This is a genomic window from Luteimonas sp. MC1572 (genome assembly GCF_016615815.1).
Lineage (GTDB): Bacteria > Pseudomonadota > Gammaproteobacteria > Xanthomonadales > Xanthomonadaceae > Luteimonas.
The window spans coordinates 1,124,668-1,148,422 of record NZ_CP067112.1 but is presented as its reverse complement, the minus strand read 5'-3'; the positions used below and the strand labels follow the sequence as shown (position 1 = coordinate 1,148,422).

20 protein-coding genes are annotated in these 23,755 nt (G+C 70.5%); 10 read left to right on the top strand and 10 right to left on the bottom strand.

Features of this window, described 5'->3' with window-relative positions:
- Window positions 1-71: 71 nt before the first annotated feature.
- The 3 genes from JGR64_RS05200 (at window position 72) to greB (ending at window position 2,698) form a co-directional block, all read left to right on the top strand.
- Complete coding sequence (locus tag JGR64_RS05200) at window positions 72-1,595, top strand: helicase HerA-like domain-containing protein (RefSeq protein WP_199375514.1); 1,524 nt, start codon at window positions 72-74, stop codon at window positions 1,593-1,595.
- Window positions 1,596-1,672: 77 nt separating this feature from the next.
- The gene (locus JGR64_RS05195; RefSeq protein ID WP_199375512.1) at window positions 1,673-2,188 is read left to right on the top strand and encodes a hypothetical protein; all 516 of its coding nucleotides are present in this window, start codon (window positions 1,673-1,675) and stop codon (window positions 2,186-2,188) included.
- A gap of 6 nt (window positions 2,189-2,194) precedes the next feature.
- Complete coding sequence (gene greB / locus JGR64_RS05190; protein WP_199375505.1) at window positions 2,195-2,698, top strand: transcription elongation factor GreB; 504 nt, start codon at window positions 2,195-2,197, stop codon at window positions 2,696-2,698.
- Here greB and rimO read toward each other — a convergent pair.
- Window positions 2,686-4,092: a 30S ribosomal protein S12 methylthiotransferase RimO gene (gene rimO / locus JGR64_RS05185; RefSeq protein ID WP_199375503.1), complete on the bottom strand. Its 1,407-nt coding sequence runs from the start codon at window positions 4,090-4,092 to the stop codon at window positions 2,686-2,688. The genes greB and rimO overlap by 13 nt on opposite strands.
- Window positions 4,093-4,222: 130 nt before the next feature.
- On the opposite strand from rimO, the gene JGR64_RS05180 reads away from it, so the two are divergent.
- On the top strand, window positions 4,223-4,942 hold the full coding sequence (locus JGR64_RS05180; RefSeq protein WP_199375501.1) for a dienelactone hydrolase family protein: 720 nt from the start codon (window positions 4,223-4,225) through the stop codon (window positions 4,940-4,942).
- Between the two features lie 16 nt (window positions 4,943-4,958).
- Window positions 4,959-5,393 carry an HIT family protein gene (locus tag JGR64_RS05175; protein ID WP_199375499.1) on the top strand — a complete coding sequence of 145 codons (435 nt, stop codon included), beginning with the start codon at window positions 4,959-4,961 and terminating at the stop codon, window positions 5,391-5,393.
- 6 nt (window positions 5,394-5,399) lie between these two features.
- On the opposite strand, the gene dcd is transcribed toward JGR64_RS05175, so the two are convergent.
- Entirely contained in the window at window positions 5,400-5,978 is a 579-nt protein-coding gene (gene dcd, locus JGR64_RS05170) for a dCTP deaminase (protein WP_199375497.1), read from the bottom strand.
- Between the two features lie 110 nt (window positions 5,979-6,088).
- A complete protein-coding gene (gene apbC, locus JGR64_RS05165) occupies window positions 6,089-6,967 on the bottom strand; it encodes an iron-sulfur cluster carrier protein ApbC (protein WP_199375749.1) in 879 nt (292 codons plus the stop codon).
- A gap of 218 nt (window positions 6,968-7,185) precedes the next feature.
- On the opposite strand from apbC, the gene JGR64_RS05160 reads away from it, so the two are divergent.
- The 4 genes from JGR64_RS05160 (at window position 7,186) to rnfB (ending at window position 13,616) form a co-directional block, all read left to right on the top strand.
- Window positions 7,186-7,611: a DUF2147 domain-containing protein gene (locus JGR64_RS05160; protein ID WP_199375495.1), complete on the top strand. Its 426-nt coding sequence runs from the start codon at window positions 7,186-7,188 to the stop codon at window positions 7,609-7,611.
- A gap of 280 nt (window positions 7,612-7,891) precedes the next feature.
- On the top strand, window positions 7,892-10,918 hold the full coding sequence (locus JGR64_RS05155) for a TonB-dependent receptor (RefSeq protein ID WP_199375493.1): 3,027 nt from the start codon (window positions 7,892-7,894) through the stop codon (window positions 10,916-10,918).
- A 162-nt stretch (window positions 10,919-11,080) separates the two neighbouring features.
- The gene (metG, locus tag JGR64_RS05150; protein WP_199375491.1) at window positions 11,081-13,171 is read left to right on the top strand and encodes a methionine--tRNA ligase; all 2,091 of its coding nucleotides are present in this window, start codon (window positions 11,081-11,083) and stop codon (window positions 13,169-13,171) included.
- A gap of 13 nt (window positions 13,172-13,184) precedes the next feature.
- Complete coding sequence (gene rnfB / locus JGR64_RS05145) at window positions 13,185-13,616, top strand: Rnf electron transport complex subunit RnfB (RefSeq protein ID WP_199375484.1); 432 nt, start codon at window positions 13,185-13,187, stop codon at window positions 13,614-13,616.
- On the opposite strand, the gene JGR64_RS05140 is transcribed toward rnfB, so the two are convergent.
- From JGR64_RS05140 to JGR64_RS05115, 6 genes are all read right to left on the bottom strand, one after another.
- A complete protein-coding gene (locus JGR64_RS05140; RefSeq protein ID WP_199375482.1) occupies window positions 13,607-14,587 on the bottom strand; it encodes a TraB/GumN family protein in 981 nt (326 codons plus the stop codon). The genes rnfB and JGR64_RS05140 overlap by 10 nt on opposite strands.
- A 22-nt stretch (window positions 14,588-14,609) precedes the next feature.
- Complete coding sequence (locus JGR64_RS05135; RefSeq protein WP_233348390.1) at window positions 14,610-15,563, bottom strand: DUF1684 domain-containing protein; 954 nt, start codon at window positions 15,561-15,563, stop codon at window positions 14,610-14,612.
- Window positions 15,563-17,428, bottom strand: a complete 1,866-nt coding sequence (mutL, locus tag JGR64_RS05130) for a DNA mismatch repair endonuclease MutL (RefSeq protein WP_199375480.1) — start codon at window positions 17,426-17,428, stop codon at window positions 15,563-15,565. Before mutL ends, JGR64_RS05135 begins: the two co-directional genes overlap by 1 nt.
- A 61-nt stretch (window positions 17,429-17,489) precedes the next feature.
- A complete protein-coding gene (locus tag JGR64_RS05125; RefSeq protein ID WP_199375478.1) occupies window positions 17,490-19,016 on the bottom strand; it encodes an N-acetylmuramoyl-L-alanine amidase in 1,527 nt (508 codons plus the stop codon).
- 75 nt (window positions 19,017-19,091) lie between these two features.
- A complete protein-coding gene (tsaE, locus tag JGR64_RS05120) occupies window positions 19,092-19,574 on the bottom strand; it encodes a tRNA (adenosine(37)-N6)-threonylcarbamoyltransferase complex ATPase subunit type 1 TsaE (protein WP_199375745.1) in 483 nt (160 codons plus the stop codon).
- Between the two features lie 8 nt (window positions 19,575-19,582).
- Window positions 19,583-21,082, bottom strand: a complete 1,500-nt coding sequence (locus tag JGR64_RS05115; RefSeq protein ID WP_199375476.1) for an NAD(P)H-hydrate dehydratase — start codon at window positions 21,080-21,082, stop codon at window positions 19,583-19,585.
- 59 nt (window positions 21,083-21,141) lie between these two features.
- Between JGR64_RS05115 and queG the strand changes: the two genes are divergently transcribed.
- The gene (gene queG, locus JGR64_RS05110; RefSeq protein ID WP_234447005.1) at window positions 21,142-22,257 is read left to right on the top strand and encodes a tRNA epoxyqueuosine(34) reductase QueG; all 1,116 of its coding nucleotides are present in this window, start codon (window positions 21,142-21,144) and stop codon (window positions 22,255-22,257) included.
- Here the strand turns inward: queG and pgi are convergent.
- Window positions 22,241-23,755 carry a glucose-6-phosphate isomerase gene (gene pgi / locus JGR64_RS05105; protein WP_199375474.1) on the bottom strand — a complete coding sequence of 505 codons (1,515 nt, stop codon included), beginning with the start codon at window positions 23,753-23,755 and terminating at the stop codon, window positions 22,241-22,243. The two genes, queG and pgi, sit on opposite strands and share 17 nt — an antisense overlap.

The window sequence follows — 23,755 nt, the reverse complement described above, 5'->3', positions numbered from 1 at the left end:
AGCAAGGACATCGGCCCTGCCGGCAGGACGCGTCCAGCCGCTAGACTCCCGCTACACGCACAGGAGCGCCCATGGACCCCATCCTCGTTGGCAAGGCCGTCACGACGCCCGATGCACTGCCGGAAACCGGCGGCCGCGTCCACCTGCAGCCGCGTTACGGCAATCGCCACGGCCTGGTGGCCGGCGCCACCGGCACCGGCAAGACGGTCACGCTGATGACGCTGGCGGAGGGGTTCTCGCGGATCGGCGTGCCGGTATTCCTGGCGGACGTGAAGGGCGACGTGGCCGGGCTTGCCGTCGCGGGCGACGGCGGCGAAAAGCTGCTGCAGCGCGCGGCGATGATCGGTGCCGACGGCTACACGCCGGAAGCCAGCCCGGTGCTGTTCTGGGACATCTACGGCAAGTCCGGGCACCCGGTGCGCACCACGGTCAGCGAGATCGGGCCGACATTGCTCGGGCGCATGCTCGAGCTCAACGACACCCAGTCCGGCGTGCTGGACATCACCTTCAAGCTGGCCGATGACCGCGGGCTGCTGCTGCTCGACCTGGCCGACCTGCGCGCCCTGCTGGCGCTGGTGGCCGAGGAACGCAAGGCCATCTCCACGTCCTACGGACTGGTCAGTGCGCCGTCGATCGGCGCCATCCAGCGCGCCCTGCTGCGCCTGGAGCAGGAAGGCGGCAACCAGTTCTTCGGCGAGCCGGCGCTGGAGCTGGCCGACCTGATGCGCACCACGCCCGAGGGCCGCGGCGTGATCGGCATCCTCGCCGCCGACCAGCTGGTGCTGAAGCCGCGCCTGTACTCCACGTTCCTGCTGTGGCTGCTGTCGGAGCTGTTCGAGAACCTGCCCGAGGTCGGCGACCTGGACAAGCCGAAGCTGGTGTTCGTGTTCGACGAAGCGCACCTGCTGTTCAAGGACGCGCCGCCGGCGCTGCGCCAGCGCGTCGAGCAGGTGGTGCGGATCATCCGCTCCAAGGGCGTGGGCATCTACTTCTGCTCGCAGTTCCCGGACGACGTGCCCGACGAGATCCTCGGCCAGCTGGGCAACCGGGTGCAGCACGCGCTGCGCGCGTTCACGCCGCGCGACCAGAAGGCGGTGCGCACCGCGGCCGAGACCTTCGTCGCCAATCCGGCGCTCGACGTGGCCAAGGTCATCGGCCAGCTCGGCACTGGCGAAGCGCTGGTCTCGACCCTGCAGGGCAAGGGCGCGCCCATGCCGGTCGAACAGACGCTCATCGCGCCGCCGCGCTGCCGCATGGGCGCCATCACCGACACCGAGCGCGCCCGCGTGCGCGCCACCAGCGCGGTCGGCGCCAAGTACGACACCACGGTCGACCGGGAATCCGCGTTCGAGATGCTGGCCGCCAAGGCGGCGACGGTGCTGGAAAGCGCGCAGGCGCCCAAGGCACGCACCGCGGCCGAGGACGACGCCGGGGGTGGCGGCTTCGGCCAGTCGGTGAAGGACGCGCTGTTCGGCACCAAGCGGCGCCAGGGCATGGTGGAAACCATGGCCAAGCAGACCGCGCGCACGGTGGGCAACCAGATCGGGCGGCAGATCCTGCGCGGCATCTTCGGAGGCATCACCGGCAAGAGGTGAATGCACGGCGCGGGCACCACGCCGCGACCACGACCGGCGCGCGACACTTCGCGCCAGCCCCCAGCCGGATGCACGCCATGCGCCATACCCTCCCAGCGGTCCTGATGCTCGCCGCCCTGCTTGCCGCCGTCGGCTGCCAGCCGACCCCGGACCCGGACACCGTTCCGGCGCCACAGGCGCCGCTTGGTACGGGTCACGCAAGCGCCGGAACCGCGTCCCTGTCGTCAGCCCCGACAGCGCGCCTGCCCGCGGCAGCGCCGGCGAACGCGCCCGGCACGGACGCCGTGGTGGTGGCCGACCGCACCTCGCCGGGCGACTCGGAACCGCGCTTCGATGCGCGCGCCTTCGCCGGCACGTTCATCGCGCCGGGCACGCGCCTGGTGATCGAGCCCGACGGGCGCTACGCGATCAGCACCGACACCGGAAGCAGCGCCGGCAGCTGGTCGCTCGAGTCGGGAAGCGGCCTGCTGCTGCTCGATCCCGACGCCAAGGATGCATCCGACCGCCGCTTCGCCCTGCCCTCGCCCGACGAGCTCGCGCCGCAGGACGGCGGCGTGGCCCTGCGCCGCGACGGCGCGACCGGCAAGCACTGAGCGCGCATGGGCCGCTGGCGACCGCCGCAGGAGGCAAGCACCGCCCTCGTCACGCCCGCCGGCCACGCGCGCCTGAAGGCGGAGCTTGACGATCTCTGGCGCGTGCGCCGCCCCGAAGTGGTGCGCGCGCTGAGCGCCGCGGCTGCCGAAGGCGACCGCTCGGAAAACGCCGAGTACCACTACCGCAAGAAGCAACTCGGCGAGATCGACCGCCGCGTGCGCTACCTGTCGAAGCGCCTGGAAACCCTGCGCGTGATCGACACCGTCCCGTCCGACGCGGGCGCGGTGTTCTTCGGCGCCAGCGTCGAGATCGAGGACATCGATTCCGGCGAGGTCCACCGCTACCGCATTGTCGGCCCCGACGAAATCGACGCCACACTGGGCTGGATCAGCATCGACGCGCCGCTGGCGCGGGCGCTGTTGCGCAAGCGTGTCGACGACGAACTCGAGGCGCAGCTTCCGACCGGCGCGCGCCGCTTCGTCGTGCTCGCGGTCGGCTACCCGACGTAGAGCGTGGAGCCGTAGTCGACCTCGCCGTAGAGGTCGTGCTCGTCGCTGCCCATGATGCGCACGTCGACGAACTCGCCGGGGCGCAGGCCCGCCTCGCGGCCATCCTGCACCTGCACCAGGCCGTCGATTTCCGGCGCGTCGGCCATCGAGCGCGCGATCGCGAGATCACCGTCGATCGCATCGACGATGCAGCGCTGCACGCTGCCGACCTTGGCCTCCAGGCGCGCGGCCGAGATCTCCGCCTGCCGCGCCATGAAGCGCGCCAGGCGCTCTTCCTTCACCTCGGCGGGCACCGGGTCCGGCAGCGCGTTCGCCGCCGCGCCATCCACCGGCGAATAGGCGAAGGCGCCGACGCGGTCGAGCTGCGCCTCGTCGAGGAAGTCGAGCAGCGCGTCGAACTCCGCGTCGGTCTCGCCCGGGAAGCCGACGATGAACGTCGAGCGCACGGTGAGCTCCGGGCAGGCCGCGCGCCACGCCTGCACGCGCTCGAGCGTGCGCTCGACCGCGCCGGGCCGCTTCATCAGCTTCAGGATGCGCGGGCTGGCGTGCTGGAACGGGATGTCGAGATACGGCAGCAGGCGCGGCTGGCCGTCGGCGCGGGTCTGCACCATCAGCTCGATGATGTCGTCGACATGCGGGTACGGGTACACGTAGTGCAGGCGCACCCAGGCGTCGAGTTCGGACAGGCCTTCGCACAGCGCCTTCATGCGTGTCTGGTACGCCTTGCCGCGCCACGCGCGCTCCGCATAGCGCAGGTCGACGCCGTAGGCCGAGGTGTCCTGCGACACCACCAGCAGCTCGCGCACGCCGCCGGCGACCAGGCGCTCGGCCTCGCGCAACACGTCGTCGACCGGGCGCGACACCAGGTCACCGCGCATCGACGGGATGATGCAGAAGCTGCAGCGGTGGTTGCAGCCCTCGGAAATCTTCAGGTAGGCGTAGTGCCGCGGCGTGAGCTTCACGCCGGATGCGTAGTCCTCCGCGCCGAGCCGCTGGCGCGGCACGAGGTCGAGGAACGGGTCGCGGCGCGGCGGCAAAGCCGCATACACCGCGGACATCACGCTGGCGTAGTCCTGCGGGCCGCTGATCGACAGCACGCCCGGGTGCGCCTCGCGGATCAGCTCGGCGCGCTTGCCCAGGCAGCCGGTCACGATGACCTTGCCGTTCTCGGCCATCGCTTCGCCGATCGCGTCCAGCGACTCGGCCACCGCGGAATCGATGAAGCCGCAGGTGTTGACCACCACCACGTCGGCGTCGTCGTAGGTGGGCACGAGCTCGTAGCCCTCCACCCGCAGCTGGGTGAGGATGCGTTCGGAATCGACAAGGGCCTTGGGACAGCCGAGGCTGACGAACCCGACGCGCGGGCTGGCTGGTGCGGGGGACGACTGGGACATGCGCTGGGGGTGGCTCGCTGGAGGGGCCGCGCGATGGCAGGCCGGGGGATGGATTTCGCGCCGCGAGTATACCGGGGGGCTAGACTCGACCCGAGGACCGGAGCGCCCGGCCCGACCAGGAGACCCGCCAATGGGCACGCGCGGCACGCTTGAGGTTCCGGGGATCGGCGAGGTGGGCACGTGGCTGGCCCGGCCCGATGCGACCCCGCGCTGCGGCTTGGTGGTGGTGCAGGAGATCTTCGGGGTCAACGCCCATATGCGCGCGGTCACCGACCGCTATGCCCGCGACGGCCTGCTGGCACTGGCGCCGGCGCTGTTCGACCCGGTGGAACGTGACGCCCAGCTCGCCTACGACGAGGCGGGCTTCGAGGGCGGTCGCGCGCTGGCGACGGCCCTGGGCTTCGAACGCGCGGTGGCGATCGTGGCCGCTGCGGCCGCACGGCTGCGCGCGCTGCTGGCCGAAGCGTCGCCGGACTCGCCCGGCAGCGTTGCGGTGGTCGGATTCTGCTGGGGCGGCAGCGTCGCCTGGCTCGCCAACACCCGCCTCGGCCTGCCCGCGGTGAGCTATTACGGAGCGCGGACCGTGCCATTCCTCGACGAGCCGATGCGCGCGCCGATGCTGTTCCACTTCGGCAGCCGCGACCACAGCATCCCGCCCGCCGACGTCGAAGCGCATCGCCGCGCGCAGCCCGCCGCGGAGCTGCACGTCTACGACGCCGGGCACGGCTTCAACCGCGATGTCGACCCGCTGCACCACGACCCGGCGAGCGCCCGCCTCGCCCACGCGCGCACGCTGGACTTCCTGCAGCGCGCCTGCGGCGCGATGGCAGGCACCGCGGCGTCACCCTGAATCGGAGGACTCCCCCATGTCCAAGCGAAAACAGCACCAGCCCGAACCCTACGCCCTGCATCCGCAACTGGCCGCAGACAGCCACCCGCTGGCCACGCTTGCGCTGTGCGACCTGCGGCTGATGGATGACAGCAACTACCCGTGGCTGGTGCTGGTGCCGCGGGTGCCGGAAGCCCGCGAACTGGTCGACCTGTCGCCGGAGCAGCGCGCGCAGCTTGGCGAGGAGGTCGCGCGCTGCGAGCGGCTGCTGCTCGCCGAATACCGTCCGCACAAGCTCAACGTCGCCGCGCTCGGCAACCTGGTGCCGCAGCTGCACGTGCACGTCATCGCGCGCTTCGAACACGATCCGGCCTGGCCGGCGCCGGTGTGGGGGCGCGTGGCCGCCCGCCCCTATGCACCGGAAGCACTGGTGGATTGCATCTCGGTGCTGCGCCACTCGCTGCTCGACTGAGCGCGCTCAGGTGCGCGGCAGGGTCACCCCGGTCTGCCCCTGGTACTTGCCGCCGCGGTCCTTGTACGAGGTCTCGCAGACGTCGTCGGCCGCGGACTGGAAGAACAGCATCTGCGCCACGCCTTCATTGGCGTAGATGCGCGCCGGCAGCGGCGTGGTGTTGCTGAACTCCAGCGTCACGTGGCCTTCCCACTCGGGCTCCAGCGGCGTGACGTTGACGATGATCCCGCAGCGCGCGTAGGTGCTCTTGCCCAGGCACACCACCAGCGTGTCGCGCGGGATGCGGAAGTACTCCACGGTGCGCGCCAGCGCGAACGAGTTCGGCGGGATGATGCATTCGTCGGCCTCGATATCCACGAAGCTCTTCGGGTCGAAGTGCTTGGGATCGACGATGGTGGAATTGATGTTGGTGAACACCTTGAACTCGCGCGAGCAGCGCACGTCGTAGCCGTAGCTCGAGGTGCCGTAGCTGACGATGCGCTCGCCGTTGCCGGCGTGCTTGACCTGGCCGGGCTCGAAGGGCTCGATCATGCCTCCCGGCATTTCGGACATGCGGCGGATCCAGCGGTCGGACTTGATGCTCATTCGGTTCCCGGATTGGCGTGGCCACGGCGGCACGGCGGCCGCGCGGCAGGACCGGCGATTGTAGGGAATGCGCGCGGCCGCGGCATCCGGCCGGCGCGGGCCGCTCCCGGTCAGACCAGCGAGGCGGAAATCCCGCTCGGCGCGCGCGGGCGCTTCTCGAGCTCGGCAACCAGGTTGCGGGCCAGCGCACGATAGGCCTCGGCCGCAGTCGACGCGGGGGCCGATACGACCACCGGCACGCCGGCGTCGCCCTGCTCGCGGATCGCAAGCTCCAGCGGCAGCGAGCCAAGCAGCGGCACGCCGTACTGCTCCGCCATGCGGCCGCCGCCGCCCTGGCCGAACAGGTGTTCCGCGTGGCCGCAGTTGCTGCATACGTGGACCGCCATGTTCTCGACCAGGCCCAGTACCGCGACCTCGACCTTCTCGAACATCTTCAGCGCCTTGCGCGCATCGAGCGTGGCCATGTCCTGCGGCGTGGTGACGATGACCGCGCCCGCCACCGGGATCTTCTGCGCCAGGGTGAGCTGGATGTCGCCGGTGCCCGGCGGCAGGTCCACCACCAGGTAATCCAGGCCGTCCTCGCCACCCCACAGCGTGTCGCCGAGCAGCTGGGTGAGCGCCGAGGTCGCCATCGGCCCGCGCCAGATCATCGGCGTGTCCTGGTCGACCAGCAGGCCGATCGACATGGCCTCGACGCCGTGCGCGCGCATCGGCGTGATCGACTTGCCGTCCGGGCTGTCCGGGCGGCCGGACAGGCCCAGCATGGCCGGGACGCTGGGGCCGTAGACGTCGGCATCGAGGATGCCAACCCGGGCGCCGTCGGCAGCCAGCGCGAGGGCAAGATTGACGGCGGTCGTGGACTTGCCCACGCCGCCCTTGCCCGAACCCACTGCGATGATGTTGCGGATCCTGGGCAGGGGCTTGAGGGTGCCCTGGACTGCATGCGCCGGCACCCGGGTGCCCGGTGTGGCGCGATTCTTCGAGAACAGCACGTCCTGATCTTCCGTTCGATGCGACTGGAGGCACTAGCTTGCGCCATGCAACGCCGCAAACGCGAATCCACCGCCCAACCCGACCCACAGGATGCCGGACGACCCGTCCATCAACTACGCGGGCGCGAGCTCGACGCCGCCGCAAGCCAGGGCCATTCTTGTGTATAACTCTGCCTGCCGGCGCGTTGCGCGCCCCCCACACACGAGGAAGTTCCATGCGTGCCTTCCAGACGTTGACCCTGATGGCCGCGCTCCTGCCGCTGGTCGCCTTCGCCCAGGCCTCCCCGGTGGGGCGCTGGAAGACCATCGACGACGAAACCGGCAAGGTGAAATCGATCGTCGAGATCACCGAATCCGGCGGCAAGCTGCGCGGCCAGGTGGTCGAGGTCCTCCATTCCACCCGCGGCCCCAATCCGACCTGCGACAAGTGCAAGGGAGCCAACAAGGACAAGCCGGTGAAAGGCATGACCATCCTCTGGAACCTTGTACCCGGCGGCGACGGCTGGGAAGGCGGCACCATCCTCGATCCCGCCAAGGGCAAGACCTACAAGTCCAAGCTCAAGCTCATCGACGACGGCAAGCTCGGCGTGTCCGGCTGCGTCGCCTTCATCTGCCGCGAGCAGGTGTGGATCCGCGAGTAAGCGCATCCACCGGAATTCGCGTCACGCCCACTGGCACTGCCGGCACTCGCCGGGATGCCTGCCGTGCCCCTGTGCAATGCAGGGGCTACAGAGTCGGGGAATGACCGGCCTGCCGCGCGTCGCCGCAAAATGCGACTGCAGTCGTAACAAAAACTTCAAGCGACTTTAACGAAACCTTTCTCAATGGTAGTGTCGGGCCTTCACGGCAGCGTCACGGCACAACCTGCAGCGGCGCTCCCCCGTGAAACCAAGAGTCGTTATCTTTTCAGGGGAGTCATCCATGTCATTTCGCAACACCACGACGTTCAGGCGGAGCCGCCTGAGCGCAGCCCTTCTTGCTGCAATCGTCCTGCCGGCCGCTGGCCCGATCTTCGCGCAGGATGCAGCGCCGAACGAATCCAGCAGCAGCCAGGCCACCACCGACCTGGACCGCGTCACGGTCACCGGCTCCCGCATTGCGCGCGCCGGCTTCGTCACGCCGTCGCCGGTCACGGCCATCACCGCGGAAGAAATCCGCGCAACCGGCGCCGTGAACATCGGCGACCTGATGACCAAGCTTCCGGCCCTCTCGCCCAACTACACCCTGGGCAACTCCACCCGCTTCATCGGTACCGCAGGCCTGGGTCTGCTCGACCTGCGTGGCATGGGCACCTCGCGCACGCTGGTGCTGGTCAACGGCCGCCGCCACGTGGGCGCCAGCCCCGGCTCGACCGCGGTCGACGTGAACACCATCCCGACCGAGTGGATCGAGCGCGTGGAAGTGATCACCGGCGGCGCCTCGGCTGTCTACGGCGCTGACGCCGTTGCCGGCGTGGTCAACTTCATCATGAAGAAGTCGTTCGAAGGCTTCGAGCTGCGCGGCCAGACCGGCCAGGCCAGCGAAGGTGGCTTCGACCGCTCGTTCGTCAGCTTCTCCGGCGGCAGCGACTTCGCCGAAGGTCGCGGCTCGGCCGCGATCTCGCTCGAGTACAGCAAGCAGGACCGCTTCGGCCGTGGCGATCGCCGCATCGGCCGCGAGTTCCTCGTGTCGATCCCGAACCCGAACTTCGACGCCAGCAAGCCGCCGAGCGAAAGCAACCCGCAGACCATCATGTCGGGCCCGGGTGGCAACCACGCCATCTCCTTTGGTGGCACGTTCACCATCGGCACGTTCAACCCGGCCAACCCGGCCACCTGGGGCAACCGCTACGTCTTCGATCAGGACGGCAGCTTCCGCCCCAACCGCTACGACGGCACCGTCGTCAGCGCGTCGTCCTGCGTGGATTGCGACTTCGCCGACCTGAACTCGGTGGCGGACCTGCAGCCTGCGTTCGACCGCTTCAGCTTCAACAGCGTGGTCAACTTCGACCTTGACGAGAACCATCGCCTGTTCTTCGAAGGCAAGTACAGCAAGACCGAGTCGCAGTTCTTCGGTCAGCCCGCCTTCGACCAGCCGATCCGCATCCGTCGCGACAACGCGTTCATCTCGTCCGAGCTGGGTGCACTGATGGACGCCTCGGCCCTTCCCGTCCTCGACGGCCAGAAGATCCTGCAGGTTTCCCGCTTCAACGTCGACGCCGGCCGCCGTGGCGAGAACGTCGAGCGCCAGACCGCACGCGCGGTCTTGGGCATCGAGGGTTACTTCGGCGACGACTGGAGCTACGAGGCCTCGGCCAACTACGGCCAGACGACGATCTCGCGCCTCAACCTCAACAACCGCATCAACGAGCGCTGGCACGCCGGCATGGACTCGGTCATCGATCCGGCCACCGGCAACATCGTCTGCCGCACCACGCTCAATCCGACCGCGCTCAATCCGCACACCGGCGTCGCGTACTCGACCTTCGCCCGCACGGGCTGCGTGCCGTTCAGCACGTTCGGCAACGGCGCCGTCAGCTCCGAGGCCGCCGCATGGTTCAACACCAACTCGCTGAACACCTCGAAGCTCGAGCAGCAGGTGGTCTCGGCGACGGTGTCCAACAGCCGCCTGTTCTCGCTGCCGGCGGGTGACGTCGGCTTCGCGGGCGGCGTTGAATACCGCAAGGAACAGAGCCGGGAAAACACCGATCCGCTGGCAGCCCTGGGCCTGACGTTCCTGAACGCCATCCCGAGCCGCGGCGGCGAGTACGACGTGACCGAAGTGTTCGCCGAGACCACCATCCCGGTGCTGGGCGACCTCCCGGGCATCGAGCGCCTCGCGATCGACCTGGCCGGCCGCTATTCGGACTACAGCACGATCGGTTCGGCCGTGACCTGGAACATCGGACTCGACTGGACGATCATCCCGTCGCTGCGCTTCCGCGGCACGCACGCCCAGGCCGTCCGCGCGCCGAGCATCGGTGAGCTGTTCAACCCGCAGTCGCAGAACTTCGCCACCATCAACGATCCCTGCAACTACCAGGTCACCAACCCCAACCGTCCGTCCACCGCCCCGGACGTTGCACTCCGCCAGGCCAACTGCACGGCGCTGGGCGTACCGGTGGGCTGGGTCGACACCTACTCGGCGAACCGCCCCGGCGTGAGCGGTGGCAACCCGAACCTGTCGCAGGAAGAGGCGGAGTCGGTGTCGTTCGGCTTCGTCTGGCAGCCCGAGTTCGTCGAAGGCCTCGGCGTTTCGCTGGACTACTGGCGCGTCACCCTGCACGACGCGATCGGCGCCGTCACGGCGCAGACCAACGCGTCGCGTTGCGTGGATTCGCCCGGCGGCATCAACAACAAGTTCTGCAGCTTCATCACCCGCGCTCCGGCTGGCGGCTACACCGATCCGCAGGGTCGCGACTTCCCGGCCTACAGCATCACGAACTGGCTGGCGCTGAACGAAAACCTCGCCAAGTCGCGTCGCGTCGGCGTCGACCTCGAGGTGGACTATCGCTTCGAGATGTTCGGGGGCAACAGCACCCTGCGCTTCGTCGGCACGCGCATGATCCAGTCGCGCGAGTGGGCGTTCCAGGATTTCCCGGATGAGTTCATCGAGTACGTCACGTACTTCACCGACCCCCGCTGGCGCGCGCAGCTCAACGGCACGTACCGCAAGGGGAACTGGCGTGGTTCGTGGGACCTGAACTACGTGGACGGCAACCTCCGCGTGACGCCGGCGAGCTTCAGCTCCAACCCGGGTTCGCAGAGCCCGATCCGCAACGGTTCGTGGGTCTACCACAACCTGCAGGCCGGCTATAAGTTCGGCGACAGCGGACTCGACCTGTACGTCGGCGTCGACAACGTGTTCGACAAGGATCCGCCGGTGAACTACTTCGGTGCAGACCTCGGCACCGCGCTGTACGACAACATCGGTCGCTTCATCTACGTGGGCGCGACCTACAAGTTCTAAGCGTTTTCGCATCACTGTTCCGCAGGGGCCCGGCGCAAGCCGGGCCCTTTTTGTTTGCAGGGCGGCTGCAGCGGCCAACCACCCGCGGATGCAGCGGACGCGCCTTCGGCCGCCCGGCGGCCGCGTGCGATAATCCGCGATCGTCCGCCACCAGTTGCCCTCATGCCCCGCCCCGCGCTCGTCACCAACGCCCTGCCCTACGCCAACGGCCCGCTGCACATCGGCCACCTGGTGGGCTACGTCCAGGCCGACATCTGGGTACGCGCGCGGCGCATGGCCGGCGGCACGGTGCATTACGTCTGCGCCGACGACACCCACGGCACGCCGATCATGCTCGCCGCGGAAAAGGCCGGCACGACGCCTGAAGCCTTCGTCGCCGGCATCCAGGCCGGGCACGAGCGCGACTTCGCCGCGTTCGGCGTCGATTTCGACCACTACGACTCGACCCACTCGCCGCGCAACCGCGCGCTCACCGAAGCGATCTACAGCCGCCTTGATGCCGCCGGCCACGTCACCCGGCGTTCCGTGGCGCAGCTGTACGACCCTGTGAAGGGCATGTTCCTGCCCGACCGCTACGTGAAGGGCACCTGCCCGCGCTGCGGCACCGCCGACCAGTACGGCGACAACTGCGAACACTGCGGCGCCACCTATTCCCCCACCGAACTGGTGGACCCGGTGTCGGTGGTCAGCGGTAGCGCACCCGAACTGCGCGAGAGCGAGCATTTCTTCTTCGAACTCGGACAGTTCGAAGCATTCCTGCGCGAGTGGCTGGCCGGCGACATGGCCGTGCCCGGCGTCAAGGCCAAGCTGATGGAATGGGTCGACGGCGAGGGTGGCCTGCGCGCCTGGGACATCTCGCGCGACGCACCCTACTTCGGCTTCGAGATTCCAGGGCATCCGGGCAAGTACCTGTATGTCTGGATCGATGCGCCGATCGGATACCTGGCCAGCTTCCAGGCGCTGTGCGAACGCGACGGCCTGGACTTCGACGCGTTCACCGCGGCCGACAGCCAGGCCGAGATGCACCACTTCATCGGCAAGGACATCGTCAATTTCCACGGCCTGTTCTGGCCGGCGGTGCTGCACGGTGCCGGCCTGCGCGCGCCCACGCGCCTGCACGTCAACGGCTACCTGACCGTCGACGGCGCCAAGATGTCGAAGTCGCGCGGCACCTTCGTCATGGCGCGCACCTGGCTCGATGCCGGCCTGCCGGCGGAGGCGCTGCGCTATTACTACGCGGCCAAGTCGTCGGGCGGCGTCGACGACCTCGACCTGAACCTCGCCGACTTCGTGGCGCGGGTGAACGCCGACATCGTCGGCAAGTTTGTGAACCTCGCCAGCCGCTGCGCCGGCTTCATCGACAAGCGCTTCGACGGCATGCTCGCCGGCGCGCTGCCGGACCCGGACATGCATGCGCGCTTCGTGGCCGCGCTGGAGGGCGTGCGCACGGCCTACGCCAACAACGAGCCGGCCAGCGTGCTGCGCCAGGTGATGGCGCTGGCCGACGAGGCCAACCGCTACATCGACGAGAAGAAGCCGTGGGTGCTGGCCAAGCAGGATGGCGCCGACGCGGAACTGCATGCGGTCTGCACCCAGGGCCTGAACCTGTTCCGCGTGCTGGCCGGCGCGCTGCGCCCGGTGCTGCCGGCGATGGCCGGCCAGGTGGAATCGTTCCTTGCCGCCCCGCTCGACAGCTGGGACGCGTTCGCGCAGCCGCTGCTGGCGCATCGCATCCAGGCCTACCAACCCCTCTTCACCCGCATCGACCCGAAGCACCTCGCCGCCATGACCGAAGCCAGCAAGGAAGACCTCAAGCCCACCCAGGCCGTGCCGCAGGCCTCGAGCCTCAAGCTGGCCGGCGATCCGCTGGACAAGGCCGCGGCCAAGGCCGGGGCTGCTTCGACGTCCGCAGATGCGCCCGCCACCATCGGCATCGACGACTTCGCCAAGCTCGACCTGCGCATCGGCAAGGTGCTGGCTTGCGACTTCGTCGAAGGCTCCGACAAGCTGCTGCGCTTCGAGCTCGATGCCGGCGAACTCGGCCGCCGCCAGATCTTCTCCGGCATCCGCGCAAGCTATGGCGAACCGGACACCCTGGTGGGCCGCAACGTGGTGTTCATCGCCAACCTGGCGCCGCGCAAGATGCGCTTCGGCGTGAGCGAAGGCATGATCCTGTCCGCCGGCTTCGACGGTGGCGCGCTGGCGCTGCTGTGCGCCGATGCCGGCGCCGAGCCGGGCATGCCGGTGCGCTGACAGCCCCGGGGCGATGGACCTCAGCGCACGCCTCGATCGCATCCTGCCGCAGACCCAGTGCGGCCAGTGCGGCTACGCGGGCTGCCGGCCCTACGCCGAAGCCATGGCCGCCGGCCAGGCCGGCACCGACCGCTGCCCGCCGGGCGGTGATGCCGGGGCGCGGGCGCTGGCCCGCGTGCTCGGCACGGAGGCCATTCCCTACGATCGCGCGCTTGGCCTGCAGGCTGCGCCCGAGGTGGCACTGGTCATCGAAGCCGACTGCATCGGCTGCACGAAATGCATCCAGGCCTGCCCGGTGGACGCCATCGTCGGCGCCGGCAAGCACATGCACGTGGTCATCGAGCCGCTGTGCACCGGCTGCCGGCTGTGCGTGCCGGCCTGCCCGGTGGACTGCATCGTGATGCTGGCCGCGCGGCCAGCACCTGCCCTACCGCATCAGGGCTGAGTGCAGGCCGAGCAGATGCGCTCCACCTGGTAGCCCCTGGCGCGCAGCTTCTCGACCACGCCGTCCTCGCCCAGCAGGTGCATCGCGCCGACCACCACCAGGGTGTCGTCGCTGCCGTCCTCGCGCAGCCGCTGCTCCAGCTTCGGGAGCCAGGCGTCGTTGCGCTCCACGTTGATGACGCGGTAGAGCTCGGGATATTCCCGGCGCATCTCCGCCACCATCTCGCGCAGGATCAGGTCGACATCGCCCGCGCGCCAGGCGGCGTGCAGCGCCATCATTTCCTCGCGCCCGGCCGCGCCCTGGTCGATCGCATCGGACAGCATCTGCAGCTGCTCGTCGGCGCCCATGCCGTCGAGGAAGGCAATCTGCTGTGCGCCGCTCTCAAGTCCGGCGGTCGGCTTCTGCGCGGTCCCGGCGAGCGCCGCGATGTGCGCATCGAGGCCCAATGCGGGGTCGAGGCCATAGCCGGTCAGCTGCGAGATGGTGATCATCAGGCCGGCGAACCACGGCTCGAACATCTGCAGCATGGCCGGCGCCATGCCCAGCTTGGCCAACTGTCCGGCATTGGTTTCCGACCACGACGCGAGCTTCCTGGCCAGGTCGGCAGGCAACTGGCTGTCCAGCGTGGTGCCGTCGGTGCGCATCGCGGCTTGCGCCATCTGCAGCCCGAGCTGCGGTGAGGCCATCTCCTCCGGCGAGAGCTCGAACAGCACCTTCTCGGCATCGGCGAATGCAAGGTCGACGTCCGACGACAGCGGGTAGTCGTCGGGCATCAGCAGGTGGAACGAGCCGAGCAGGTACAGCGCGTTGTCGTCGTCGGAGACCTTCCACAGCAGCGGCACCGGCGCGGTGTGCGCCGCGGCGGGCCTGGTGGCCTGTGTCGCGTCGCGCGCCGCGGCGCCCGGCAGCAGGAACATGGCGAGGGTGGCGGCAAGCAGCGGCGTGGCGAGGCGGCGTCCGATGAGGGGCATGGCGTTCCTGATGTTCGTGGGTTCAGTTGGCGGGTGCGGCGTAGGCCATTTCGCCCGCGGTCACCGCCAGGTCCAGGCGGTTCTCCGGCGGCGGCAGGGGGCAGGTGGCGAACGGCGTGAACGCACAGGGTGGATTGTAGGCGCGGTTGAAGTTGAGGCTCACCCTGCCCGTCGCATCCGGCGCTGCGACGTCGAGGTAGCGGCCGGCGCCATAGCTGCCGTGGCCGCTGGTGCGGTCGGCCAGGATCAGGAAGAGGCCGCCTTCGCCGCCGTCGAGCGCCTCCAGGCGGTACGCGGTGCCGTCGCGTTCGAACTCCACGACGCCCGGGTTGGCCATCGGCTCCACGCCGCCGGTGATGCTGGCGATCTCGATGGTGCGGCCAGCCGGATGGGCGATGAAGCGTGCGTCGACCAGCCAGCCGGGATCCACCGGCCAGTACTCGATGCTTCCGAAGCCGGCGCGCGTGGCAGCGTCGGCATGGCGCACGCGCAGCGCCTTGCGCTGACCGCGACGGAGGACCGTCAACACGCCCTTGCCGTCGTCGAAGCCGAGCACGCCGGGCGCTTCCGCGTGGTCGTCGTGCAGCTCGGCCCGCCCCTTGAGCGGTGCGCCGTCCAGCGTCACCGCCACGTCGCGCTCGGGCGTGAAATACACGCGGTCGCCGTCGCGCTGCACGAGCCCGAGCTTGGGCGGGCCGTTGGCGAGACGGATCCCGCTGGTGGCGTCGCTGCCGACGTAGTGCGCGCGCAGCTCCAGCCAGTGCAGGCCGATGAGGCTGGTCCAGCCGTCCTCCGCCACCAGGCGCGCGCGGCGCTCGGCGCGCCACTCCGCTTCGGTGGAGATCATCGCCTGGCTGGTCGGCGGACGCTGGGCATCGGCTTCCGCCGCGGGTGGCGTGCGGTCACACGCGGAGAGCGCGAGTGCCGCGGCAAGCGTTGCCGCGGCCGTTCCGGCGCGTGTCATGTGTCGGGTCATCAACGTCCCCTCAGGAACCAGCGGTCGATATCGGCGAGCGAGAAACGCGTCCACGTGGGACGCCCGTGATTGCATTGCCCGGAGCGCTCGGTAGCCTCCATGTCGCGCAGCAGGCCGTTCATTTCGGCGATCGTCAGCCGGCGATTGGCGCGCACTGCACCGTGGCAGGCCATGGTGGAGAGCAGTTCGTCGCGCGCCGCGCGCACGCGGCGGCTGGCGCCATGCTCGCGCAGGTCGGCCAGCACGTCGCGCAGCAGCGCTTCGCTGTCGCCCTGCGCGAGCAGCGCCGGCACCCCGCGCAGCAGCAGCGACTGCGGCCCGGTGCGAGACACCTCGAAGCCGAGCTCGCCGAGCGTGGCCGCCTCGCGCTCGGCGATGTCGGCCTCGCGTTCGCTCACCGCCACCGGCTGCGGCACCAGCAGCGGCTGCACGCGCACGCCGGCGCCGTCGTGGGCGTTCTTGAGCTTTTCGTAGCCGATGCGCTCGTGCGCGGCGTGCATGTCCACCACCACCAGCCCGTCGGCGGCTTCGCTGAGGATGAAGATGCCGTGCAGCTGGGCAAGCGCGAACCCCAGCGGTGGAATGCCGTCCTCGCCGGTCGCGGGCAACGGCTGCGCCGTCGCCGGGAATGCAGGCCACGCCGCCGTGCCGCCTTCGGACACGGCCGACACGGCGCCGGCGTGGAGCGCGGCGCCGTACAGCGCGGCGTACGCATCGCGCGCCTGCTCAAGGCCCAGTGACAGGTGCGATTGCGAGGAGACCTGCGCGGCCAGTTCGCGCGATACCTCGGCCTGCACGCCCACCGCGGCAACCAGCGGCGCGTTGCCGGCGCGCGTCTCCGCCAGCGCCGCGTGCAGCGCGCGATAAACGAAATCGTGCACCAGCCGCGCGTCGCGGAAGCGCACCTCGTGCTTGGCCGGATGCACGTTGACATCCACGCGCGCCGGGTCGATCTCGAGGAACAGCACGTACGCCGGCTGGCGGCCGTGGAACAGCACGTCGGCATACGCTTGCTTCACCGCGTGCGCGACGCTGCGATCACGCACTGCGCGGCCGTTGACGTAGAGGTACTGCTGGTCGGCACTGGCGCGCGAGTAGGTGGGCTGCGCGATCCAGCCGTGCACGCGCAGCGCCGGCGCCACGCTGCCGTCGCCGGCCTCGCGCGCGCTGACGGCATGGTCCACGCGCAACGCCTGCTGCGCGAAGCCGTCGCCGAGCGTTTCCACCAGCCGCTCGCCCGCCGCGGCGTTGCCGGCCAGGTCGCCGCCGCGATAGCGCCGCGACGGCCGGCCGTTGTGCGCGATCCGCAGCTCCACGTCGGGGCGTGCGAGTGCGAGCGAACGCAGCCACTCCTCGATGTGCCCGAGCTCGGTGCGTTCGGCGCGCAGGAACTTGCGCCGCGCCGGCACGTTGAAGAACAGGTCGCGCACCTCGACCGTGGTACCGACCGGATGCGCGCTCGGCGCGACGTCGCCGACCTGGCCGCCATCGACCTGCAGGCTGGCGCCGTGCGCCTGGCCTTCGCGCCGCGAGGTGATGGTGAAGCGGCTGACGGAGGCGATCGACGGCAGGGCCTCGCCGCGGAAGCCGAGCGTGGCCACCACTTCCAGGTCGTCGAGCGAGGCGATCTTGCTGGTGGCGTGGCGCGAGATCGCCAGCGGCAGCTGCGCTGGCTCCACGCCACCGCCGTCGTCGCGCACGCGCACCAGGCGCACCCCGCCTTCCTCGATGTCGATGTCGACGCGGCGCGCGCCGGCGTCGAGCGCGTTTTCGACCAGTTCCTTGACCACCGACGCGGGGCGTTCGATGACTTCGCCTGCGGCGATCTGGTTGACGAGGGTGTCGGGTAGCTGGCGGATGCTCAAGGTATCGGCGCCGGCCGCGACGCGTCCGGCTCTGTGGGCCAGACGCGATGATAAGCGAGCTTCAGCGGCTGCCGCCGCTCGCTGCCGCGGACGAAGCCTGGGCCGAGGCCACGCGCGCGGCGAACAGCGTGCCCGGCGGTGGCTGGCTGGTGAAGTAGGTCTTGACCCCGTCCAGCACCGCGCGCGCCACGTTGGCCTGGAACTGCGGGTCGATCAGGCGCTTTTCTTCTTCCGGATTGGAGAGGAACGCGGTTTCGACCAGCATCGCCGGTATGTCGGAGGTGCGCAGCACGGCGAAGTTGGCGCGCTCGATGTGCGGCTTGTGGTTGTTGCCGATGCGCTTGAGGCCGTCGAGGATGTGGTTGCCGGCATCTTCCGAAGCCTTCATCTGCCCGCTCTGGGTCAGGTCGAGCAGCACGTTGGTCAGCATGCTGTCGGACGTGGGCAGCTTGCCCCCGCCGATCAGGTCGGCGGCGTTTTCCTTGTCCGCCAGCCAGCGCGCGCGCTGCGAGGACGCGCCCTTCAGCGAGAGCACGTACACCGACGAGCCCTTGGCGTTGCGGTTTTCGGCGGCATCGGCATGGATGGAGATGAACAGGTCCGCGCCTGCGGTGCGCGCCAGCTGCGCGCGGCGGTTGAGCGGGATGAACACGTCGGCGTCGCGCACCAGGTGCGCCTTGAGGCCGGGCGTGGCGTTGATCTGCCGCGCGAGCTCGCGGGCGATGGCCAGGGTGATGTCCTTCTCGCGCTTGCCGGTCGGGCCCACGGCACCGGGGTCCTGGCCGCCATGGCCGGCGTCGATCGCGATCACCAGCGGTCGGCCAGCGGCGGCCGGCTGGGGCTTGTTCGCGGCCGCCGCGGCGGTCGTCGCGTTGGCCGACGCGACGCGCGCGGGCACGCCGGTGGCGACCGTGGTCGGCACGGACGGCGCCCCGGGGCGGACGCCCGCAGGCGGTGCGGAACGTGCCGGATTCGATTGCGCCCGGGCGACAGCCGCGGGCGGCGGCGTGTCGACGGGCGGCAGGCCCGCGATCAGTCGCGAAGTCGCGGCCGCTGACGCCGCGGACGGGTCGGGTGCGGGCGGCGACGCCTGCGGCGCCGCGCCGTTGTCGCCTGCACTGGCCGCGGGCTGGACCGTACCGCCCTGCGCGGCCGCGGCGATCCTGGCGATCGGGTCGTTCCCCATGTCCCCCGGCCACTCCAGAACCAGGCGGCTGCCGTCGCCCGCGGCCTCGAGCCGCGGGTTCAACACCACCACCGGGGACGCCAGGTCGAACACGATGCGCGTGGTGCCGGGCACCGGCTGGCCACTGCGCACCGCCTTCACCACGCCCACCGCCGCCGGCAGAGAAAACCCGCGCGCCAGCCCGCTGCCCGGCAGGTCGACGACCAGCCGGTCCGGATTGGCGAGGTTGATGAGCTTGAATTCGGCCTGCGTGTCCAGCTGCAGCTCGGCACGCGTGCCGGTGGGGCCGGTATCGACGCGCAAGCCCTTGATTTCGGCAGCGTGGGCAAGGTTCCACAGCAGTGCGGCCAAGAGGGCCGCACCGAGCAGGATCTGCTGGAGGTTGATTCCCCGGGCGCGCATGGCAATCAGTCAATCACCATAACGGAATGTTTGCAACCTCTTTTCCCTTTGTAATCCGTGGCCTGCCCCACCTTCCTATGGGCACGGTTCAGGAAAGAACGGCAACCCGGCATCCAGCGCGGCGAGCCAGGAGGTCCCGGCGTCCGTGGCCGCGTCAAGACGGCAACGTCGCCCCTCGCCCTCCACCGCCAGCGAGACCACCAGATCCGCGCGCGGCAGTGCCGCCAGCCCGCGCTCCGGCCATTCCACCAGCCACAGACAGGCGTCGCTGTCGTCCAGGCCGAGGAACTCGAGCTCGCCGGCGTCCCCGATCCGGTACAGGTCCAGATGCAGCGCCTCGCCGCCGCCGGCCAGCGGATAGCGCTCGACCAGCGTGTAGGTGGGGCTCCGCACCGCGCCGGTCACGCCCAGCGCGCGCAGCCAGGCGCGCGCCAGCGTCGATTTCCCGGCGCCGAGATCGCCATGCAGGTGGACCACCGCACGCGGCGGCTGCGATGCGGCCAGCGCTGCAGCCAGCGCAGCGGTCGCCGCTTCATCCGCCAGGTGCAGCTCGCGCATCGCCGTGCTCATGGATTCACGCTCCGCCGCAGCGCGTCGATGAGGTCGGATGGCAGCAGCCCACGCGCCCCGCCCTCGGCAGCGGCGCGATCGCCGGCCACGCCATGCAGCAGCGCGCCAAGGGCGGCGGCATCGGCAGGCACATGTCCCTGCGCGCACAGGGCGGCGACGACCCCGGTCAGCGCATCGCCCATGCCGCCAACCGCCATGCCCGGATTGCCGGCATCGATGACCATGATGTCGCGTCCTGGCGCAGCGACCAGCGTGCCCGCGCCTTTCAGCACCACCACGCAGCCCAGCCGCTCACGCAGCGCGCGCACGGCGCCGAAGCGGTCGCCCTGGACATCGGCGGCGGTACTGCCTAGCAGCCGCGCGGCCTCGCCGGGATGCGGGGTGACGATCGTGGACGGCGGCAGCACGCGCGGCGCTTCCGCAAGCAGGTTGAGGGCGTCGGCATCGAGCACCAGCGGCGTGCCGGAGGCGAGCGCCACGTCGAGCAGGCGGCGCGCCCACGCCGTCCGGCCAAGCCCGGGGCCGACCGCGCACACACTCGCTGCCGCGCACAGCGCGGACCATGCGTCCGGATCATCGCCGCCATGCGCCATGGCCTCGGGCGCGCGGGCCAGCAGCGCCGATACGTGCGCTTCGCGCGTGGCGACCGACACGAGCCCCGCACCGGCCCGCAGCGCCGCCGCGGCCGCGATGATCACTGCGCCACCCGTGCCGTGGTCGCCGCCCACGACCAGCACGTGGCCGGAATCGCCCTTGTGGGCGTTGCGGCGGCGCGGCGGCAGGGCTGCCGCAAGCACGTCCGCCGTGGGCGACAACAGGCGCGCACAGGCCTCGACGCCGCTGCGCACCTCACCGGGAATGTCGAGGGTGGCCAGCGCCAGCGCGCCGGTGTACTCCAGCGCGTGCCCGCTGCGCAGGCCGGCATGCTCGGCGAGGAACTGCAGCGTGCGCGTGGCGTGGACCGCGGCGCCTGCGGCATCGCCGCGGGCGGCGTAGATGCCCGAGGGCACGTCGAGCGACAGCACGTCGGCATCGAGCGCGTCGATCGCTTCGAGCAGCGCCGCAGTGGTGGCATCCGGGGCGCCGCCGAGACCGATGCCGAACAGCGCGTCCACCACCAGGTCGCACCCCGGAAGCACGTCACCGGCGACATCGACCCGTCCACCGGCGGCTTCGTAATCGGCCCGCGCGCGCAACGCCAGCGGACTTCGCGCTTCGTGGCCGGCGGCATGGAGCACGCGCACTTCGCGACCGGATTCCAGCGCATGGCGCGCGAACACGTAGCCGTCGCCACCGTTGTTCCCCGGCCCGCACAGCACCAGCACCCGCTGTGCCTGCGGCCAGTGGCGCAGCGCGAAGCGCCAGGCCGACACCCCGGCGCGGCACATCAGCTCGAAGGCGTCGCCGCCCAGCGCCGCGATGGCCCGGGCCTCGAGCAGGCGCACGGCCGCGATGTCGTGCAGGGGCGTCCCGGCGATGGTTGCAGGGGCATCCATGGCGGGGATTCTATACTTGCGGCACCGTGATCCTTCCCCCACCACCGATAGCCGCGCGCGTGCACCAGCCCGCCTCCGCACCCGACGCGCTGGCGCTCGCTGCGCGCATCCGCGGCCTTGTGCGCGAGGCCGGCTTCCAGCGTTGCGGCATCTCAGGCGTCGACCTCGGCGCCGACGAAGGCCACCTGCGCGAGTGGCTGGGGCGCGGTTTCCACGGCTCGATGGACTGGATGGCGCGCCACGGCGACAAGCGCTCGCGGCCGCAGGAACTGCTGCCGGGTACGGTCAGCGTGTTGTCGGTGGGCCTGGACTACGGCCGCCGCGACGACCAGGAGGCGTGGGCGACGCTCGCCGATGGCCAACGCGCCTATGTCGCCCGCTACGCGCTCGGTCGTGATTACCACAAGCTGATGCGCAACCGGCTGCAGGCGCTGGCCGATCGCATCGCCGCCGAAGTCGGCCCGTTCGGCCACCGCGTGTTCGTCGATTCCGCGCCGGTGCTCGAACGGGCGCTGGCGCGCAACGCCGGCCTCGGCTGGATCGGCAAGCACACCTGCCTGATCGACCGCGACGGCGGCTCGTGGTTCTTCCTCGGCGAGATCTACCTCGACCTGGCATTGCCGGCCGACGCGCCGGCGACCGCGCACTGCGGCAGCTGCGTGCGCTGCATCGAGATTTGCCCCACGCAGGCGATCGTGGCCCCCAACGTGCTCGACGCGCGGCGCTGCATCAGCTACCTGACCATCGAGCACGACGGCGCGATCGACGAAGCGCTGCGGCCGCTGATGGGCAACCGCATCTTCGGCTGCGACGACTGCCAGCTGGTGTGTCCGTGGAACAAGTTCGCGCGGCGCAGCGACGAGCCCGACTTCCGCGCGCGCAACAACCTGGACGAGGCGACGCTCGCCGAGCTGTTCGCGTGGACCGAGGACGAGTTCCTGACCCGCACCGAAGGCAGCGCGCTGCGCCGCAGCGGCTACCGGCGCTGGCTGCGCAACATCGCCGTGGCGCTGGGCAATGCGCCGACCGCGCCGGAGGTCCTCGCGGCGCTCGCCTCGCGCCGCGACATCGCCGACCCGGTGGTGGCCGAGCACGTGGAGTGGGCACTGGCGCAACACGACCTGCGTGCCGGCGTGGCGGGTGCCATCCCGCTGCGCCTCATCCCCGCGCCCTGATCTCCTCGACCAGTGCGCGCGTGACCGCGTCCGATGCGGCGGATTCGCCACGCAGCGCGGGCAGCACCTCGCCGGCCAGGCGCTTGCCCAGCTCCACGCCCCACTGGTCGAAGGCGTTGATGCCCCACAGCACGGACTGGGCGTACACGCTGTGCTCGTACATCGCCAGCAGCGCGCCCAGCGCATGCGGCGTCAATGCATCGAGCAGCAGCAGCGTGGACGGCCGGTTACCGGCGTGGGCCTTGTGCGGATCGGCATCGGCATGGCCATTGGCCAGCGCCTCGCTCTGCGCCAGCAGGTTGGCGAGCAGCACTTCATGGTGTTCGCGATACGGATGCGCCGGGCGCACCACGCCGATGAAATCGGCCGGCACCACGTCGGTGCCCTGGTGCAGCGCCTGGAAGAAGCTGTGCTGCGCACCGGTGCCGGCCGCGCCCCACAGCACCGGCACCGTGGCCACGCCGGGCGGCTGGCCATCGGCACGCACGGATTTCCCCAGGCTCTCCATCACCAGCTGCTGCAGGTATGACGGCAGCAGCGCGAGGCGCTGGTCGTAGGGCAGCACGGCCTGCGTCGGCAGGCCGAGCGCGTTGCGGTTCCACACCGCGACCAGCGCGTGGCGGATCGGCAGGTTGGCGTCGAATGGAGCCTCGACCGCGTGCGCATCCATCTCCGCGGCGCCTGCCAGCAGCGCGTCGAAGCCGTCCATGCCGACCGCCAGCGCGATCGCGAACCCGACCGTCGACCACAGCGAATAGCGGCCTCCCACCCAGTCCCATATCGGCAGCACCCGTGACGCGTCCACGCCGAAGGCCTCGGCGCGCGCGACATTCGCGCTCACCGCATACAGGCGTTCGCCGCCGCCCAGCCAGTCGCGGATCACCGCGCCGTTGAGCAGGGTTTCCTGGGTGCTGAAACTCTTCGATACCAGGATCGCCGCGGTGCGCGCCGGGTCCAGCCCGCGCAGCACGTGCTGGATCTCGCTGCCGTCGACGTTGCTGACGAAGTGGATGCGGAAGCGGCCGTCGTGCAGGTCCTTCAGCGCATCCACCACCAGCCGCGGTCCCAGGTCGGAGCCGCCGATGCCGACGTTGATGATGTCGGTGACGCCCGAGTCGCGCAGCCCGGCCACAAGCGCCGCCATCTGCCCCCGCGCGGCCAGCGCCGCGGCGCGCGCATCACGGGCGACGTTGCTGCGCCCGATCGCCGAACGCAGCGCGGTGTGCAGCGCCGGGCGGCCTTCGGTGGCGTTGACGGTGGCGCCGTCGACCAGCGCCCGCAGCGCCAAGGACAGCCGCACGTGGCCGGCCAGCGCGCCAAGCGTGGCGAGCGTGGGCGCATCGAGGCGCTGGCGCGCGAAGCTCGCGTACAGCGGGCCGACGCGCAGCGCCAGCGCCTGTGCGCGGCCAGCTTCGACCGCGACGAGGTCGGCGATGCACGCCGGCGCGAGCCGCTCCGCGTGGGCCAGGAGTTGTCGGACCAGCGCTTCGCCGGCCAT